General features: G+C 29.8%; 20 protein-coding genes. 19 read left to right on the top strand and 1 reads right to left on the bottom strand.

Annotated elements, in window-relative coordinates; genetic code table 11:
• The first annotated feature begins 3 nt into the window (after positions 1–3).
• From BUA21_RS08605 to BUA21_RS08520, 18 genes are all read left to right on the top strand, one after another.
• Positions 4–1,392, top strand: a complete 1,389-nt coding sequence (locus BUA21_RS08605) for an oxaloacetate decarboxylase subunit alpha (protein WP_434223138.1) — start codon at positions 4–6, stop codon at positions 1,390–1,392.
• 167 nt (positions 1,393–1,559) lie between these two features.
• On the top strand, positions 1,560–1,760 hold the full coding sequence (locus BUA21_RS08600; RefSeq protein WP_072744415.1) for an indolepyruvate ferredoxin oxidoreductase subunit alpha: 201 nt from the start codon (positions 1,560–1,562) through the stop codon (positions 1,758–1,760).
• 2 nt (positions 1,761–1,762) lie between these two features.
• Positions 1,763–2,899, top strand: a complete 1,137-nt coding sequence (locus BUA21_RS08595; protein ID WP_072744414.1) for a 2-oxoacid:acceptor oxidoreductase subunit alpha — start codon at positions 1,763–1,765, stop codon at positions 2,897–2,899.
• Positions 2,900–2,902: 3 nt separating this feature from the next.
• On the top strand, positions 2,903–3,712 hold the full coding sequence (locus BUA21_RS08590; RefSeq protein WP_072744413.1) for a 2-oxoacid:ferredoxin oxidoreductase subunit beta: 810 nt from the start codon (positions 2,903–2,905) through the stop codon (positions 3,710–3,712).
• A gap of 12 nt (positions 3,713–3,724) precedes the next feature.
• Entirely contained in the window at positions 3,725–4,288 is a 564-nt protein-coding gene (locus BUA21_RS08585) for a 2-oxoacid:acceptor oxidoreductase family protein (RefSeq protein WP_072744412.1), read from the top strand.
• Positions 4,272–5,150, top strand: coding sequence for a MurR/RpiR family transcriptional regulator (locus BUA21_RS08580; RefSeq protein ID WP_072744411.1), 879 nt, complete (start codon positions 4,272–4,274; stop codon positions 5,148–5,150). The genes BUA21_RS08585 and BUA21_RS08580 overlap by 17 nt, the downstream gene beginning before the upstream one ends.
• 194 nt (positions 5,151–5,344) lie before the next feature.
• Positions 5,345–5,965: a histidine phosphatase family protein gene (locus BUA21_RS08575; RefSeq protein WP_072744410.1), complete on the top strand. Its 621-nt coding sequence runs from the start codon at positions 5,345–5,347 to the stop codon at positions 5,963–5,965.
• Positions 5,958–7,181, top strand: coding sequence for a BaiN/RdsA family NAD(P)/FAD-dependent oxidoreductase (locus tag BUA21_RS08570; protein ID WP_072744409.1), 1,224 nt, complete (start codon positions 5,958–5,960; stop codon positions 7,179–7,181). The genes BUA21_RS08575 and BUA21_RS08570 overlap by 8 nt, the downstream gene beginning before the upstream one ends.
• Positions 7,182–7,261: 80 nt before the next feature.
• Positions 7,262–7,705: a hypothetical protein gene (locus tag BUA21_RS08565; protein WP_072744408.1), complete on the top strand. Its 444-nt coding sequence runs from the start codon at positions 7,262–7,264 to the stop codon at positions 7,703–7,705.
• A 49-nt stretch (positions 7,706–7,754) separates the two neighbouring features.
• The gene (aroH, locus tag BUA21_RS08560) at positions 7,755–8,114 is read left to right on the top strand and encodes a chorismate mutase (protein WP_072744407.1); all 360 of its coding nucleotides are present in this window, start codon (positions 7,755–7,757) and stop codon (positions 8,112–8,114) included.
• A 58-nt stretch (positions 8,115–8,172) separates the two neighbouring features.
• A complete protein-coding gene (cmk, locus tag BUA21_RS08555) occupies positions 8,173–8,832 on the top strand; it encodes a (d)CMP kinase (RefSeq protein WP_072744406.1) in 660 nt (219 codons plus the stop codon).
• Between the two features lie 3 nt (positions 8,833–8,835).
• Positions 8,836–9,414, top strand: coding sequence for a lysophospholipid acyltransferase family protein (locus tag BUA21_RS08550; RefSeq protein WP_072744405.1), 579 nt, complete (start codon positions 8,836–8,838; stop codon positions 9,412–9,414).
• A 30-nt stretch (positions 9,415–9,444) separates the two neighbouring features.
• Positions 9,445–11,400, top strand: coding sequence for a bifunctional 4-hydroxy-3-methylbut-2-enyl diphosphate reductase/30S ribosomal protein S1 (locus BUA21_RS08545; protein ID WP_234973700.1), 1,956 nt, complete (start codon positions 9,445–9,447; stop codon positions 11,398–11,400).
• Positions 11,401–11,579: 179 nt separating this feature from the next.
• Positions 11,580–12,356 carry a CheR family methyltransferase gene (locus BUA21_RS08540; protein ID WP_072744403.1) on the top strand — a complete coding sequence of 259 codons (777 nt, stop codon included), beginning with the start codon at positions 11,580–11,582 and terminating at the stop codon, positions 12,354–12,356.
• 100 nt (positions 12,357–12,456) lie between these two features.
• The gene (locus BUA21_RS08535; RefSeq protein ID WP_072744402.1) at positions 12,457–13,518 is read left to right on the top strand and encodes a M42 family metallopeptidase; all 1,062 of its coding nucleotides are present in this window, start codon (positions 12,457–12,459) and stop codon (positions 13,516–13,518) included.
• Positions 13,509–14,528, top strand: a complete 1,020-nt coding sequence (locus tag BUA21_RS08530; RefSeq protein ID WP_072744401.1) for a M42 family metallopeptidase — start codon at positions 13,509–13,511, stop codon at positions 14,526–14,528. Before BUA21_RS08535 ends, BUA21_RS08530 begins: the two co-directional genes overlap by 10 nt.
• Positions 14,528–15,526 (top strand): M42 family metallopeptidase, encoded by a 999-nt coding sequence (locus BUA21_RS08525; RefSeq protein WP_072744400.1) that lies wholly within the window; start codon positions 14,528–14,530, stop codon positions 15,524–15,526. Before BUA21_RS08530 ends, BUA21_RS08525 begins: the two co-directional genes overlap by 1 nt.
• Positions 15,527–15,702: 176 nt before the next feature.
• Positions 15,703–16,302 carry a helix-turn-helix domain-containing protein gene (locus BUA21_RS08520; RefSeq protein WP_072744399.1) on the top strand — a complete coding sequence of 200 codons (600 nt, stop codon included), beginning with the start codon at positions 15,703–15,705 and terminating at the stop codon, positions 16,300–16,302.
• 38 nt (positions 16,303–16,340) lie between these two features.
• Here the strand turns inward: BUA21_RS08520 and BUA21_RS08515 are convergent, their stop codons facing one another.
• On the bottom strand, positions 16,341–17,534 hold the full coding sequence (locus tag BUA21_RS08515; RefSeq protein WP_072744398.1) for a pyridoxal phosphate-dependent aminotransferase: 1,194 nt from the start codon (positions 17,532–17,534) through the stop codon (positions 16,341–16,343).
• A 170-nt stretch (positions 17,535–17,704) separates the two neighbouring features.
• Here BUA21_RS08515 and miaB point away from each other — a divergent pair, with 170 nt between their 5' ends.
• Entirely contained in the window at positions 17,705–19,036 is a 1,332-nt protein-coding gene (gene miaB / locus BUA21_RS08510; RefSeq protein WP_072744397.1) for a tRNA (N6-isopentenyl adenosine(37)-C2)-methylthiotransferase MiaB, read from the top strand.
• The last annotated feature ends 7 nt before the right edge of the window (positions 19,037–19,043 follow it).

Below are 19,043 nucleotides of genomic sequence, written 5' to 3'. Positions count from 1 at the left end.
GGTGTGAAAATAACAGAAACTGTATTAAGAGATGCTCATCAATCATTAATTGCTACAAGAATGAGGACCGAAGATATGTTGCCTATTGCTGAAAAATTAGACAATGTAGGGTATCATTCATTGGAAGTATGGGGTGGGGCAACTTTTGACTCGTGTTTGAGATTCTTAAATGAGGATCCGTGGGAAAGGCTAAGAGTACTTAGAAGGGCATTTAAAAATACTAAACTTCAAATGCTTCTAAGAGGTCAAAACTTACTAGGGTATAAACATTACGCCGATGATGTAGTAGAAGAATTTGTTAAGAAATCTGTTGAAAATGGTATCGATATAATTAGAATATTTGACGCTTTAAATGATCCAAGAAATTTAAAAACTGCAATTAAAGCTACAAAAAATGCAGGAGGTCATGCACAAGCTACAATCTCATATACAGTGAGTCCAGTTCATAATATAGATTATTACGTAAAATTAGCTAAGGAACTAGAAAATATGGGAGCTGATTCTATATGCATAAAGGACATGTCAGGGATATTATTGCCTTATACTGCAGAAGAATTAGTAAGGAAAGTAAAGGGTGAGGTAAAAGTGCCCATTCAAATTCATTCTCACTTTACCAGTGGAATAGCTAATCAAACTTATATGAAAGCTATAGAGGCTGGAGCAGATATTATAGACACTGCAATTTCTCCTTTAGGAATGGGAACTAGCCAGCCAGCAACAGAGTCAATGGTGGCTTCGCTAAAGGGTTCTCCTTACGATCCAGGTTTAGATATGAATTTGCTATTAGAAATTTCTGAATACTTTAAAGGATTAAGAGATAAATATGTTAAAGAAGGTTTATTAAATCCAAAGGTGTTAGAGGTTAATGCTAAAACATTAAAATATCAAGTACCAGGAGGAATGTTATCAAATCTAGTTTCTCAATTGCAAAGCCAAGGTGCATTAGATAAATTTGATGAAGTTTTAGAAGAAGTTCCAAAAGTTAGAGAGGATTTAGGATATCCGCCATTAGTTACTCCAATGAGTCAAATGGTAGGTACTCAGGCTGTATTTAATGTGGTCTTAGGCGAAAGATATAAGATGATTCCTACAGAAGTCAAAAATTATGTAAAAGGATTGTATGGGAAACCAACAGTTCCTATAAATGAAGAAATAAAGAAGAAAATTATTGGAGATGAAGAAGTATTTACTGGTCGTCCGGCAGATTTATTAGAGCCTGAATTAGACGATTTAAGAGAAGATATAAAGGAATATATGGAACAAGAAGAAGATGTTTTATCATATGCACTATTTCCACAAGTAGCAATAGACTATTTTAAGTATAGACAAGCAGAAAAATATAAAATTGATACAAATTTGCTAAATCAAGAATATAAAACTTATCCAGTTTAAACAAAAGCCCCCAGAGGGCTTTTGTTTTGGGGAAATATATAAAGCAAGGAATATGAAATAAAACTTGCAAATTTCAATAAAATGATAAGAAAATGAAATAAATCTTGCAATATTAAAATTAATTTGATATTATTTAATTAGAAAAATTAAATAAGGGGGAAAAAACAGTGTCTGAACAGACTTCTAAAGTGCTACATATTAATAAAAGTTGGTGTAAAGGTTGTGGAATTTGTGTAGCATTTTGCCCAAAAAATGTCTTGGAACTGAAAGATGGAAAAGTAAATATTAAAGATTTAGATTCATGTATTAAATGTGGTCAATGCGAAATGAGATGTCCTGATTATGCTATTTATCTAGGAGGTAAATAATAATGACTGAAAGAGTTATAAAACTTATGCAAGGTAATGAAGCATGTGTAGAAGGTGCCTTAACTGCAGGAATGAGGTTTTATGCTGGATATCCTATTACGCCATCAACAGAGATTGCAGAAATTTCAGCAACTGAACTTCCTAAAGTTGGAGGTAAATTTGTACAAATGGAAGATGAAATTGCAAGTATGGGTGCAATAATAGGTGCTTCTTTGGCTGGCTTAAAATCCATGACAGCAACTAGTGGCCCTGGATTTTCTTTAAAACAAGAGAATATTGGATATGCTTCTATAACAGAAATTCCATGTGTTATAGTAGATGTTCAAAGGGGAGGACCAAGTACTGGACTTCCAACATCACCAGCTCAGGGAGATGTTATGCAAACTAGATGGGGTACTCATGGAGATCACCCAATCATAGTTTTATGTCCCTCATCTGTGAGAGAAACTTTTGATATTACAATAAGAGCTTTTAATTTAGCAGAAAAATATAGAACTCCAGTAATATTAATGATGGACGAAGTAATTGCTCACATGAGAGAAAAGGTAGAATTGCCAAATGATGATGAAATTGAAATAATAAATAGAAAAAAAGCAGAAGATAGTCTAGAAAAATATAATCCTTACGAAGTTAAAGAAGGGGAATTAGTGCCATCGATGGCGGCTTTTGGTGATGGATATCGTTTCCATGTAACTGGATTAGTACACGATGAAACTGGATTTCCTAAAACTAATCCTGAAATTGCCGAAAATTTGATAAATAGATTAAATGATAAGATAGTAAATAATGTTGATGATATAGTTACATATGAAGAATATAAATTAGATGATGCAGAAATAGCTATAGTAGCTTATGGAGGAACAGCAAGATCTGCAAAGAGTGCAGTTAATGCTGCAAGGAATGAAAATATAAAAGTGGGTATGTTTAGACCTATAACAATATGGCCATTTCCTCAAAAACAAATTGAAGAATTAGCTAAGAGGGTTAAAAAAGTAATTGTAGTTGAAATGAATTTAGGACAATATTATTTAGAAGTAGATAGAATAGCAGGAAAGTATACTGAAGTTTGTAAATATGGTAGAGTTAATGGAGAGCTAATAACTCCTGAAGAAATTTTATCTAAAATTAAGGAGGTTTAAAAATTGGCTAGTGAATTGGTAGAAAAATATTTTAGAACAAATTGTTTGCCTCATATCTGGTGTCCAGGGTGCGGAAATGGAATTGTAACACGTTCAATAGTAAAAGCTATAGACAATTTAGGTCTAGATAAAAATAAAGTTTGTATTGTCTCTGGCATTGGATGTTCTTCAAGGGCATCGGGGTATTTGGATTTCAATACAATACACACTACCCATGGTAGGGCTCTTGCTTTTGCTACGGGTATAAAGATGGCAAAACCAGAATTAAATGTCATAGTTATTACTGGTGATGGAGATTGTTCTGCTATAGGTGGAAATCATTTAATCCATGCTGCTAGAAGAAATATAGATATAACTACAGTAGTTTATAACAACAACATATATGGAATGACAGGAGGTCAATATTCGCCAACTACACCTACTGGAGATAAAGGAACTACTGCTCCATATGGAAATATTGATAGCAATTTTGATCTTTGCAATTTAGCTAAGGCTGCAGGTTCAACTTATGTAGGTAGAGGAACAGTATATAATCCAAATTTAATAATTAAGCTCATAGAAGAAGGAGTAAAGAATAAGGGTTTTTCATTTATTGAAACATTGACAATATGTCCAACTTATTATGGCAGAAAGAATAAAAAGGGTGAGGCTGTTGATATGATGGCATATTTAAAGGACAGTTCCGTCAATATAGCAGCAGCTGAAAAGATGAATAAAGAAGAGCTTGATGGCAAAATATTAGTTGGTGAGTTGTACAAGGATACTAGGCCTGAATATACACAAGAATATCAAAGACTAATTGATTATTTTTAAAGGAGAGATATTATGGGTCAACAAGAATTTAGATTAAGCGGATCTGGTGGACAAGGACTTATTTTAGCTGGTATAATTTTAGCTGAAGCAGCACTTTTAGATGGAAAAAATGTAGTACAATCTCAATCATATGGACCGGAAGCAAGAGGCGGAGCGAGCAAGGCTGAAGTAATTATTAGTGGGAATGAAATTAATTATCCAAAAGTAAGACATTGTGATGTATTATTAGCACTTACACAAGTAGCATATGATAAATATATAGATTTTTTAAGAGAAGGTGGAACCTTAATATTAGATAGTTCTGTAGAAAATAAATCTGATAGAGAAGATGTAAAAACTTATAGTGTTCCAATATTAAAGACAGCTAAAGAAAATTTAAAAAAGCCAATGGTTGCGAATATTGTGGCTTTAGGTAGTATTTATGAACTTACTAATATAGTAAATAAAGATTCTTTAGAGAAAGCTGTTCTCAATAGAGTACCTCGTGGTACTGAAGAATTAAATAAAAAAGCATTAGAAGAAGGTTTTAATTTAATTAAAAATCATAAGGAAGAGTGTTATGAAGGAAAATGCTGATTTAATCAAGTTGATTCAATTGAATTTCTCTAAGTTAAGTAAAAGTCAGAAATTAATAGCAGAATATATAATGGCTAATTATGATAAAGCTGCTTTTATGACAGCAGCAAAGCTTGGGGAAGTAGTTGGAGTAAGTGAATCGACAGTAGTTAGATTTGCAAATACATTAGGATATGATGGATATAGAGATTTACAAAATGATTTACATGAATTGGTCAAAAATAAATTGACAACGGTACAAAGAATATCTTTAACAAATGATTATACGAACAAAGAAAATCTTTCAAAAAGAGTTTTTAAAAAGGATATAGCAAATATCAGTAAAACTTTTGATGAACTAGATTATGACAATTTTGAAAAGGCAGTTGAAACTATTCTAAACGGAGAACGTGTATATGTATTGGGACTTAGAAGTTCATCATTTTTAGCAGGCTATTTAGGATTTTATTTAAATTTTATTTTAAATAATGTAAAAGTTGTAACAGCAGGACCTAGTGATGTATTTGAACAAATGCTTAAAGTTACATCCAATGATGTAGTCATTGGAATCAGCTATCCTAGATACTCCAGTAGAACTTTAGATGCATTAAATTATGTAAAAGGCAAAGACTGTAAAGTAATAGGCATAACTGACAGTATACTTTCGCCTGCAGCACAGATATCTGATATAACTTTGATTGCCAATAGCAATATGGTTTCTTTTGTTGATTCATTAGTGGCACCAATGAGTTTGATAAATGCACTTATAATTGCTATAGGTATGGAAAAACGTGAAGATATAACTAATTACTTTGAGGACTTAGAAAGCATATGGAAAGAATATAGTGTATACAATCTAAATAGCAAAGATAAGAATAATTAATATAAAAAAGGCTTCCATCGGAAGCCTTTTTTGAAACTCATTTAAAAGTATCATATTAAGAAAAATTAGAACCTTCATATGAGCAATAAATATCATAACAAATCTTATCATAATTGATATAAACTAAATAACAAAAAACTTTTAAATGTATTATAATATCTATATAATATGTGAAAAAGGAAAGGAGACAAAATATGCAAAAATTATATTTAGTAAGACATGGAGAGTCGGAATGGAATAATTTGAAAAGAATTCAAGGGCAAAAAGATACATTCTTAACTTTTAAAGGGGAAAAACAGGCTGAAAAAATTGCAAATAGATTAGTTTCTGAAGAAATAGACATAATATATTCAAGTGATTTAAAAAGAGCAAATGAAACGGCTAATATAATTGGAGAAAAACTAAATCTTCAAGTAACACCATCCGAGGCTTTTAGAGAAATAAAATTCGGTTCTTGGGAAGGACTTAGTACAGAAGAATTGACAGAAAAAAATTCTGAAGAACATTTTATATGGCTAAATCAACCTCATAATTTTAAAATGGATGGTGCTGAAACTTTGTATGAAGTTCAGAAGAGGGCAATGAATAAAATTGATAGTATATTAAAATCTAATCCAAATAAAAATATTTTAGTTGTTTCTCATGGTGCAACAATAAAAACTATTATTTTAGGATATGTAGGTATAGATCTTAAATATTACAATAGAATGACACTTAACAATACAAGTTTGAGCATAATAGAGTTTCGTGATCGCAATAATGTGATAAAATTGTTGAATGATACTTGTCACTTAGAGGAGGACAAATATGAGTAATAATATAGCAGTAATTGGAGGGGGACCTGCTGGAATAATAGCGGCAGGATTTGCTGGCTCTCGTGGAAAGAAAGTAAAACTTTTTGATAAAAACAACAAAATAGGCAAGAAACTTTATATAACGGGCAAAGGACGCTGCAATATAACTAATAGTGCTCCTATAGAAGATTTTTTTGACAATGTAATGACTAATAATGAATTTTTGTATAGTGCATTTTATAGTTTTACAAATGAAGATATTTTAAACCTTTTAAATAGTTATGGATTAAAAACTAAAATTGAAAGAGGCAATAGAGTTTTTCCGATGACAGATAAATCTAGCGATGTCATTTCTACTATGGGAAAGTTTTTAATGTCAAATAATGTAGAAATTGTTCTAAATAAAGAAGTAACAGATATTGTACATGAAAGCGATGTTTTCACACTTATATTTAGAGATGGTTCAAAGGAGAAATTTGAGAAAGTAATTATAGCTACAGGTGGAAAGTCCTATCCTACAACTGGTTCTACGGGAGATGGCTATAATTTTGCCCAAAAATTAGGGCATACAATAGTTGCTCCAAAACCAGCGCTAGTACCTATTGAAGTGGAAGAAACTTGGACTAAACAGCTACAAGGAATGACTTTAAAAAATGTAATTTTTTCTGCGTATGTGAATAATAAAAAAATTCATGAGGAATTTGGTGAAATGTTATTTACTCATTTTGGGATTTCTGGTCCCATAGTTTTAAGCATGAGCAATATAATCAATAAATATCAAAAACAAAATATAAAATTTTCTATAGATTTAAAGCCGGCATTATCCGAGGAGAAACTAGACAATAGAATACTTAGAGACTTTGATAAATACAATAACAAGACAATTAAAAATGGTTTAAAAGACTTGCTGCCTGCTAATTTGATACCTGTTATATTGAAACTTTCTAATATAGATGAAGATAAAGTAATAAACCAAATTACGAAAGAAGAAAGATTAAGACTTGTGAAAGTTTTTAAGAATATTGAATTGAAATTTAAAAAGTTTAGACCCATAGAAGAAGCCATTGTTACTTCTGGAGGTGTTTCAACATTTGAAATTAATCCATCTACTATGGAATCCAAAATTGTAGATGGACTATATTTTGCAGGTGAAGTAATAGACGTAGATGCATTAACTGGAGGATTTAATCTCCAAATTGCATATTCAACAGGTTATTTAGCCGGGAGCAATTGTTAGCTTCAAAGTGATGTCATTATACATTATTTTAATAATTATTACATAAAATAATAAATAAATGATATTATTTGGAGGTAGCTATGAACAATTTGTTCAATAAAATTGAATCTATAATTTTGACATTGTCAATTATAAGCTTAATAACATTAGTGTGCATACAATTCATAAATATTAAAGATGAAAATGTTATGAGTACTGTAGGATACAATAGTGAACTCAGATTTTTGCCATTGAATGAAAAACAGTTTGATAAAGGTATTGTTGTTGTTAGTTTAGTTGATAAACAGTATAAGCAAACTGAAATATTAGTAAATGGTGAATCAATAGATGATTTTTCAGGAAGTGATGAATTACAAATACAAGTATATGATAATGATTTAATTGAAATTGATGGAACAAAATATACGAATAATGTAAAAGTAAAAGTGATTGGAGTTAGTAGCAATATTGAATATCCAAAGTTAGATACTATAATTTCAACATCTCAAAGTATAGAAATTTTAGGCAAAGTAAGGTTAAAATAGCTTGAGTGATTTTGTTTTTTAATATATAATTATAAAGGATAGTGGTAATATGAATACAGTTGCTATAAGAGGTGCAATTACTGTAAATGAAAATAACAGTGAAGACATAATCAATAGCACTATTGAATTAATAAAAGAGATTGAAAAAAGAAATAATATAGACAAAAATAGCGTTATAAGTATTTTATTTTCTACTACAAAAGATTTAAATTCAGAATATCCTGCAAAGGGTGCTAGATTAATGGGATATACAAAAGCTGCATTAATGTGTTTTAATGAATTGGAAGTTGTGGGAAATTTGAAAAAATGTATTAGAGTAATGTTATTATGTAATTCTAATATGGAACAAAGTCAAATAAGTCATGTTTACTTGCGTGATGCTAGTATTTTAAGGCCTGATTTAAATTAATACAAAGCATCAAAACCACCATTAGGTGGTTGTAGTTTTGCATAAGGAGGATTTTGATATGAATGGAAGCATTTCTATAGCTATAGACGGACCCGCTGGAGCAGGGAAAAGTACAATTGCAAAAATTGTAGCAAATAGATTAGAAATAGATTATATAGATACAGGAGCAATGTATAGGGCTTTTACTTATAAATTATTGTGTAAAAACATTGATTTTAATGATGAAAAAACCATCTTAAAAGAATTGGAGGATACTTTGATAGATTTTAGAGAAAATCATATTTACTTAGATGGGAAAATTGTAGACAAGCAGATAAGAGATAATATAATTAATCAAAATGTTTCATATATAGCTAAAATCAAAGAAATAAGAGATGGCATGGTTAGAATACAAAGAAATATTGCCAAAGATAAAAGTATTGTGATGGATGGAAGAGATATAGGAACTGTAGTATTACCAAATGCAGATTACAAATTTTTCATAGTCGCTTCCATTGAGGAACGAGCTAAACGGAGATATAAAGATCTGTTAGAAAAAGGTGAAACAACTATAACATTAGAGCAAGTAAAGGAAGAATTAGAAAAAAGAGATACGATTGATAGCACGCGAGAAATAGCTCCCTTAATTAAAGCTGAAAATGCTATAGAAGTAGATACGACAAATCAAACAATAGAAGAGAGTGTGGATACGATTCTAAAAATAATTGAAGGGAGGTAGAAAATGCTTTTCTACAAAATATGCTATTTTATTGGGAATATTATTTTCAGAGTCGTTTTTAGATTTAAAGTAACTGGAAAGAATAATATACCTAAAGAAGGAAGAGTAGTGATTTGTGCAAATCATACTAGCAATTTTGATCCTTTAATATTAGCATTGGCACTTCCTAGGCAGGTACATTATATGGCTAAAAAAGAGCTTTTTAATAATGCTTTTTTAAAGTGGTTATTTACTTCACTAGGCGCTTTTCCTGTTGATAGAGAAGCAGCAGATTTATCTGCAATTAGAACCTCTGTGAAAATTTTACAGAACGAAAAGATGCTAGGTATTTTTCCTGAAGGAACTAGAGTATATGAAGAAAATCTAGAGCTGGCTAAACCTGGAGTTGGACTTATAACCATTAAAGGAAAAGCGCCTGTTGTTCCAGTTTTTATGAGTTCTAAATATAAACCTTTTAGTAAGGTAAATATAACTATAGGAGAGCCTATAAATTTTCATGAATATTACAATCAAAAATTAACCAAAGAAGATTATAAAACGATTAGTCAAAAAATACTTAAATCTATTTATTCTCTGAAATAATGAATTTAGGAGGAATAAAAATTGAAAATTGTGTTAGCTAAAAATGCAGGCTTTTGTTTTGGAGTGAAAAGGGCTGTAGATAAAGCTACCGAAACTTTAATGAACAGTAATGAAAGTATTTATTCTTTAGGACCATTAGTTCATAATAAGCAAGTTGTTGAAAAATTTAATAGACAGGGATTAAAAGTCATAGAAAATCCAGATGAAATAAAACTTGGAAGGGTTATAATACGGGCACATGGAGTACCATATGGAACTTATGAGAAATTGTCGAAAAACAACATAGACATAATTGATTGTACTTGCCCTTATGTAAAAAGGATTCATGACAAAGTTAAAGAGTATCTCCAAAAAGGATATAAGATTGTCATAATTGGTGATAAAAACCACCCTGAAGTAATTGGAGTAAATGGCTGGTGTAATAATGAGGGAATTGTTATAAACGATGAAAAAGAAGCTGAAACTTTGCCTCATTTAGATAAAATTTGTATTGTATCTCAAACTACTAATAGGCAGGAAAAATTTAAAGCTTTATCTGAAATAATATCTAAAAAAGCAGATGACGTAAAAATATATAATACAATATGTAATGCTACTTATTTAAGGCAAGAATCGTGTAAAGAATTAGCTAAAACAGTTGAGGCAATGATTGTAATTGGAGGGTATCATAGTTCAAATACTAATAAATTAGTAGAAATAAGTAAGAAGTATTGTAATGATGTATTTCATATAGAAACTTTAAATGATTTACCTATTGATAATATGCCTAAATTTCAAACAATAGGAATAACAGCAGGTGCATCTACACCTGATTGGATAATTAAGGAGGTTATAGATAAAATGGAAAACATGAATAACGAAGAAATGATAAAAGCTATAGAGGAGTCATTAGTTAGATTACACCGTGGTGATATTGTTAAAGGAAAAGTAATAGCATTAAACAACGATGAAGTAATGGTAAATTTAGGATACAAATCTGATGGTATTATACCAAAAGAAGAGCTTTCTAACGATCCTAGTGTTTCTCCGCAAGATTTATATAAAGAGGGAGAAGAAATAGAAGTTTATGTAATAAGTTTAGATGATGGTGAAGGAAATGTTTTATTATCAACTAAAATATTGGAAGCAATAAAGGGTTGGGATGAATTGGAGCAGCTTTACAACAAAAAAGATAAAGTAAGTTGTAAAGTTGTTGATGTAGTAAAAGGTGGCGTTATAGCAATAGTAAAAGGCTTAAATGGATTTATTCCAGCTTCCCTTATATCTATGAATTATGTTGAAGATTTAAATGTATTTAAAGATAAAAGTTTTGATGTAAAAATAATAGATTTCGATCGAAGCAAAAAAAGAATTATACTTTCAAGAAAAGAATTAGAAAAAGAAGAAATTGAAAAGAAACAAAATGAGGTTTGGAATAATCTTGAAATCGGAGAAATGATTGATGGCAAGGTCATGAGAATAACAGACTTTGGCGCTTTTGTAGATATTGGTGGTATTGACGGTCTCATTCATATATCTGATATGTCTTGGAATAGGATCAAGCATCCATCTGAAGTAGTACATGAAGGCGAAAATGTAAAAGTACAAATATTGAATTTTGACAGAAAAAAAGGAAGAGTTTCTTTAGGTTTAAAACAAACCATGCCAGAACCTTGGGAAGTATTTGTTAAAGAATATAAAGTTGGTGACATAGCTGAAGGAACTGTTGTAAATATGCTAGACTTTGGTGCTTTTATAAGATTAGATGTTGGAGTAGATGGATTGGTGCATGTTTCACAGATATCTAATGAGCATGTAAATAGACCTGCAGATAAATTGAGTTTAGGTGAAAAAGTTACCGTGAAAATTATGGATATAAAAGAAGATGAAAGAAAAATTAGTTTAAGTATGAAAGAAGTCATGGAAGATGTAGCAAAAGAGGATGAAATCGCTACTGAAAATAAAGAAATGGATGTAACTGTTGGAGATATAATTAAAGATAAGTAAAAATATTTGGGGGTTTTATGTATAAAAAAATGGTTTCTGTTAAAAATAATTATTGACCTCACAAAATATCAAGACCCCCTTTACGTTGTTCTGTGGCTTTTTGCCACAGCCTTTTTTTATAACCCATATTTATAATTCACAGGAATATTTTTACAATACAAATGTAAAGGAGCTAATAAATGGACAAGTATGAGGTTTTTAAAAAACAAGTTAATGATTTTATACATATTGATCTTAATTATTATAAAGAAAAACAAATGAAACGTAGAATTACTTCACTTTTAAAGAGAAATAATTTTAATAATTTTGATGATTATTTTCAAGGTTTAGAAAGTGATAAAGCACTTCTTGATGAATTTGTAAATTATTTAACTATAAATGTTTCTGAATTTTATAGAAATCCCTCTCAATGGGAAGTTCTAGAAAAAGAAATATTGCCTGATATCATAAATAAAAAAAATAAAAACATCAAAATATGGAGTAGTGCTTGTTCTACAGGAGAAGAACCATATTCTATGGTTATGCTTTTAACCAAATTTTTTGATTTAAAAGATATTAAAATTCTAGCCTCCGATATAGATGTAGGTGCTATGGATAAGGCTAAACTAGGTATTTATAATAGTAAATCTCTTGATAATTTGCCTAAAGAGTTTAAAGTCAAGTATTTTGAGCCTATAGAAAGTTCTTATAAAATTAAAGATGATATAAAAAAATGTGTTGAATTTAAAAAAATGGATTTACTAAAAGATGTATTTCCGAGAAATTTAGATTTAATAATTTGTAGAAATGTGATGATATATTTTACAGAAGATGCTAAAGAATTATTATATAAAAAATTTTATGATAGTTTATCAAATAATGGAGTATTGTTCGTGGGGAGCACAGAACAAATAATATTGCCTGATAGGTATAAGCTTAAATCTTTGAAAACATTTTTTTATAAAAAGGATTCGTAGAGAGAATTAAAATATTATATAATAAAAAAATATTTAGAGGGTCTAATTATTCTTATATTTATGTTATAATATTATCATAAATAAAAAAGGAGGTTAGAAAATGGAGATGAGCCAATTTATTGAAATTTTAAGCAATTCTCATGGTGTATCTGGATATGAATATAATTTAAAAGACAGTATTGTTGAAGCTTTTAAACCATATACTGATGAGATACAAGTGGACAAGCTTGGGAATATTATAGCTATTAAAAAAGGGACTTCAAAAGATAGAAATAAAAGATCAAAAATCATGATTGCAGGTCATATGGATGAAATTGGATTGATTGTCACTGCCATTGAAGATGATGGCTTTTTAAGATTTTCTAAAATTGGTGGAATTGATCCAAGAACTCTTTTAGGACAGGAAGTTATAGTACATGGGAAAAAAGATATATTTGGTGTTATAGGAGCTAAACCGCCTCATTTGCAAGATGAATCAGAAAAAAATAAGGCCGTAAAAATGGAGGATATGTCCATAGATGTAGGCTATAGCAAAGAAGAAGTAAAAAAGTTGGTGACTATAGGTGATTCAATTACTATAAGAAGGATTTTTAAACATTTGCAAGGAAGTAGAGTAACTGGAAAAGCATTAGATGATAAAACTGGAGTAGCAGCTATGTATGAATGTGCAAAAGAATTATCTAATTTAAATCATGAGGCAGATGTTTATTTTGTATCTACTGTACAAGAAGAAGTTGGGACTAGAGGTGCTATAACTAGCACTTATAATATAAATCCTGATATTGGTATAGCAATTGATGTTGGTTTTGGGTCAACTCCAGAACTTCCAGAAGAAGATGTTCTAGATATGGGCAAGGGTCCTGGAATAACTATAGGAGGAAATATTCACTCAGGGCTTAGAAAAAAGTTAGCTGATATTGGTAATGAATACAATATACCTATACAGTATGAAGTATGTCCAGGACCTACAGGTACCGATGCCAGGTCTATTCAAATTACAAGATCAGGTATACCAACACTATGTATTTCTATCCCATTGAGATACATGCATACATCTGTAGAAGTTATAGATTTAAATGATGTAAAAAATACTGCTAAATTGTTAGCTTTCTTTATTGCAGCAATTTCAAATGAAAATTTGGAGGGGTTGTTATGCTATTAAAAGAATTAACGGAAGCTTTTGGGGTTTCAGGAAATGAAAAAGAAGTAAGAAATATTATAATTAATGAAATAGAAGATTATGTAGATGAGTTAAAAGTTGATAAGATAGGTAATATAATAGCATATAAAAAAGGTAAGATTGATTCACCAAAATTTATGATAACTGCACATATGGATGAAGTTGGTTTAATGATTACTGGAATAGATAAATCAGGGTTGTTAAAATTCACTACTGTTGGTGGTATAGACAAAAGAATTTTAGTTTCTAAATGCGTGAAAATTGGGGAAAAGCGTATTCCTGGTGTTATAGGGTCCAAACCAATTCATTTGCAGAAAAGAGATGAGTGGTCTAAAGCATTAGATATAAATAATCTTTATATAGATATAGGCGTTGACAGTAAGGAAGAAGCTTTAGAGCTGGTTTCAATTGGAGACTATGTAATGTTTGATAGTGAATATGTTGAATTTGGAAATAATCTAGTAAAAGCTAAGGCTTTAGACAATAGGGTAGGTTGTAGTTTACTTATAGATTTACTCAAAGAAAAGACTGATATGAGTTTTTATGGGGTATTCACAGTTATGGAAGAAGTAGGACTTATAGGAGCAGGCCCTGCAGCATATACTGTTCATCCAGATATTAGCATAGTGTTGGAAGGTACACTTTGTGCAGATACTCCAGACATGGAAAAGCATATGATTCCTACAAAATTAGGAGATGGTCCAGCAATTTCATTGATGGATAGAACTACACTTTTTGATATGAATTTTAGAAATAGGATTGTAGAGATTGCTGAAAAAAATAAGATACCTTATCAATTTAGAAAGACAACTTTTGGAGGAAATGATTCGGGGAGAATTCACCAGACAAAGGAAGGATCAATTACTTCAACTATTTCAGTTCCATGTAGATATATACATTCTCTAGTTTCTGTTATGTCTAAGGATGATTATGACAATACTTTGAGATTGTTAAAATCTATTATTGATGATATGGAAAGGGAGGAATTTTAATGAATTTTAATAGTGAGTTGTTGAAAAATTTGGTTAGTATATATTCACCATCAGGAAATGAAAAAAACATAAGGGAATTTATTAGTAAAGAGATAAGGGATTATGTAGATGAAATAAGAACAGATGCATTGGGCAATTTAATTGCTAGAAAAAAAGGAAATGGCAAAAAAATCATGGTGGCTGCTCACATGGATCAAATAGGTTTAATGATCACAGATATAGATGATAATGGTTTTTTGAGATTCACAAATATTGGAGGTATATCCCCGATAGTATCATTTAGTCAAAAAGTTGTTTTTGAAAATGGAACCACTGGAATTGTTTTTAGCGAACCATTAGACGATATGGGTAAAATGAAAATTGAGAACATGTATATAGATATTGGAGTTTGTGATAAAAAAGAAGCAGAGGGCAATGTTAAAATTGGTGACATATGTGTATATGAATCTGGATATTTTGAAAATGAAAATGTAGTATTTTCTAAATGTTTAGATGATAGAGTAGGTTGCTTTGTAGCAATTGAAACAATTAAAAATTTAGAAAATAATGAGAATGATTTATACTTTGCATTTACTGTACAAGAAGAAGTAGGACTAAGAGGTGCTAGGACAGCTGCTTATGGTATAGAACCTGATATGGGTATTGCATTAGATGTGACAGGCAGCGGAGATACTCCTAAAGCTAAAAGATTTGCTGTGGGATTGAATAAAGGAGTAGCTATTAAGGTTAAGGATAATTCTATACTTACTCATCCAAAAGTTAGAGAACTAATGATAGAAACAGCTGAAGAAAATAATATTAAATATCAGATGGAAGTATTAGAATTTGGTGGAACTGATTCAGGAGCTATTCATTTAACAAAAGAAGGCATTCCTTCAGGCGTTATTTCTATTTCTTCAAGATATGTTCATTCTACTGTAGAAATGGTCTCTAAAAAAGATGTACTATCTTCTGTCGAATTGTTGATAAAAATATTGAATAAAGAAATCGATTTTTAAGGGCTGATAAGTATCAGCCCTTAATTTTTATTTTATTTGACATAAATATCTTTTTCTATGCTAAATATGTTTATATATGTAATAATATTAATTAAAAACATTTATGATATAAAAAGGAAAACGCAAGTTCATAAAGAATATTACTATTAGTAGTAATTATTAAGGGGGTAAAATTTATGATAGACATGCAAAGACAATACACTATTTCTGAAGTATCTGAATTAACGGATTATCCTCCCCATGTACTAAGATACTATGAAAAAGAGTTTGAGCTTGATATTCCTAGAAATGAGTCAAACCACAGATACTACACCTATAAGGAGATAGAGATAATTCAGTACATAAAATCTTTACAGAATAGAGGTTTTAGCAATAAGCAAATAAAGTTGATAATTAAATCTCCAGAACTTGTTGTCAATAATAACGAAGAAACTGCCATTACAACAATTATGCCTATGGAAAAATTAGATATTAACAATTTATCTCAAGAAATAAGTAATAATTTACACAATATACTCAATGAAGAATTAAAGCCTTTAATAGACTCAAAATATGGCAGTAATGAACAAATAATATTAGAATTAAAGGAAGAAATTAAAAATTTGAGGGAAGAGATTAGTAGCAAAGAAAGAGATGTCTTAATCTGTGAAAATGCAAAGTTGAAAATGAAAATAAAAGAAAAATCTTATGAGGCAGCAGAACTGAGGGAAGAACTTAAAAGAAAAGAAAATGCCAATAAAGGATTTTTCAAAAAAATGTTTAAATCTAAAAATTAATATATTTAGAGCAGGACAAATGCCCTGCTCTAAATATATTATTTTCTGTCTGGATAAACTTTTAATGCTTCATCAAGAATTTTCATAGCATTTTTTAGATCTTCTACATTTAAGCAATATGAAATTCTTACTTCGTCTTTTCCTAATCCTTCAGTTCCATAAAAACCTTCTGCTGGAGCCATCATTACAGTATCATTGTTTACATCAAAATCTGTCAACATCCAAACAACAAAATCTTCAGCATTTTTTACTGGCAATTTTGCAATTACATAGAAAGCTCCATGAGGTTTTTCACAAACAACTCCGTCCATATTTTTAAGTGCTTCATATACTACATCTCTTCTTTTTGAATATTCTCTATTAGTTTCTTCAAAATATTCATCTTTTACATTTATTAAATTTGCTGCTCCTACTTGTTCAATAGTTGGAACACAAAGTCTTCCTTGACATAATTTTAAAATTTGTTTCATTAAATCTTTATTTTTAGATGCAATACATCCTATTCTAGCACCACATGCGCTATATCTTTTAGATATACTATCAGTTATTATAACTCTATCTTTTATATCATCTAAATGAGCAAAACTTGTAAATTCTAAACCATCATATACAAATTCTCTATACACTTCATCTGCAATTATGAATAAATTATATTCCTTTGCTATATCTCTTAACATATAGATTTCATCTTTTGTGTATATAGTTCCTGTGGGATTTCCTGGATTTGATAATAATATAGCTTTTGTTCTAGTTGTAATTAGTTTTTCAAGTTCGGTTTTTTCTGGAAGATGAAAACCATTTTCAGCTTTTGTAGTTATTGGAACTACTTTAACTCCTGCCATATTGCTAAATCCATTGTAGTTTGTATAGAATGGTTCAGGTATTAATACTTCATCTTGATAATCGCATACAGCAATAAGAGAAAATATTAGTGCTTCACTACCTCCATTAGTTATTAATATTTCATCTTGATCGAAGTGAATACCATATTTTTCATAATATTTTCTAAAACTATTGATTAATTCTGGCATACCTTGTGAAAGTGAATAGGCTAAAACGTTTTCATTGAAGTTTTTAACTGCATCAAAGAATTCTACTGGTGTCTTAATATCGGGCTGTCCAATATTTAAATGATAGACTTTTTTGCCATTTTTCTTTGCTGCTTCAGCATATGGTACTAATTTTCTAATAGGGGATTGTTGCATGGAAGTTATCCTTTGAGAAAAATTCATAAAAATTCCTCCTTTTGACTATAAGTTATAATTTTACATTCATGAATATGATATCATAAATCTAGAATAAATGGTAGTCTAGTTAAGTGTGTTTTATAATGAATAAAATTTTTAAATACAATATAAATTATGATATAATAGTGTAGATAATAACAGATGGAGGTATTTGAATGAACAGTATTGAAAATAAAAAGTACATGGTAGTAACTCATGGATGTCAAATGAATGAGCATGATTCAGAAAAAATTTCATGGATTCTAGAGAATATGGGCTATATTCTTTGTGATAATAAAGAAGAGTGTGATTTAATTATATATAATACATGTTTGGTTAGAGAAAATGCAGAAGTCAAAGTGTATGGGCAATTGGGTGAATTAAAAGGATTAAAGAGAAAAAAGCCAGATTTAATTATAGGTATTTGTGGTTGCATGACCCAAAGAGAAGATATAAGAGATTATATATCCAAAAAGTTTAAACATGTAGATATTATCTTTGGTCCCAACAATATTCATAAACTTCCTCAATTAATTGATGCACATTTAAATACAAATGAAACAATTGTTGATGTAGTTGAAGATAGTAGAGAAATTGTAGAAGATATAAACTTTAATAGAAAATATAATTATAAATCTTTTGTAAATATAATGTATGGTTGCAACAATTTTTGCACATATTGTATAGTCCCTTATACTAGAGGAAGAGAAACAAGTAGAGAACCTAAAAATATTATCTCGGAAATAGAAAAACTTGCAGAAGAAGGTTATAAAGAAGTAACTTTGTTGGGACAGAATGTAAACTCTTATGGAAAGACTCTTGAGAAATCTTTTAGTTTTGCAGAGCTTTTAAGAGAAATCAATAAAATAGATGGAATTGAAAGAATTAGATTTATGACTTCTCATCCTAAAGACTTATCAGATGAACTTATTTATACAATGAGGGATTGTGAGAAGGTATGCGAGCATTTGCATTTGCCTGTTCAATCAGGTAGCAATTCAATATTAGAGAGTATGAATAGAAAATATACTCGTGAAAAATATCTACAAATTGTCAATAAAGTAAAACAAGAAATACCTAATATAGCTATAACTACTGATATAATAGTGGGATTTCCGGGAGAAACAGAAGAAGATTTTGAAAAGACGTTGGACTTGGTCAAAGAAGTGGAATATGATTCAGCCTTTACTTTTCTCTATTCCATAAGAGAAGGTACTATTGCTGCAAAGATGGAAAACCAAATACCAGATGATATTAAACATGAAAGATTTCAAAAACTATTAGATACACTATATCCTATATTTTATGGCAATAATCTAAAATATAAAGATAAAATTGTAGAAGTGTTAGTTGAAGAAATTAGTAAGACTGATGATAAAATACTGACAGGAAGAACTAGAACTAATAAATTAGTTCATTTTGAAGGAGATAGTGATTTAATTGGAAATTTCGTTAATGTAAGGATCACTGAACCAAAAACTTTTACATTAGAAGGACATATAATTTAATGCTTTC

Origin of the sequence: Sporanaerobacter acetigenes DSM 13106 (assembly GCF_900130025.1) — a bacterium.
GTDB classification, from domain to species: domain Bacteria; phylum Bacillota; class Clostridia; order Tissierellales; family Sporanaerobacteraceae; genus Sporanaerobacter; species Sporanaerobacter acetigenes.
The sequence above is the reverse complement of the archived record's forward strand: the minus strand, read 5'-3'. Positions and strand labels throughout refer to the sequence as shown.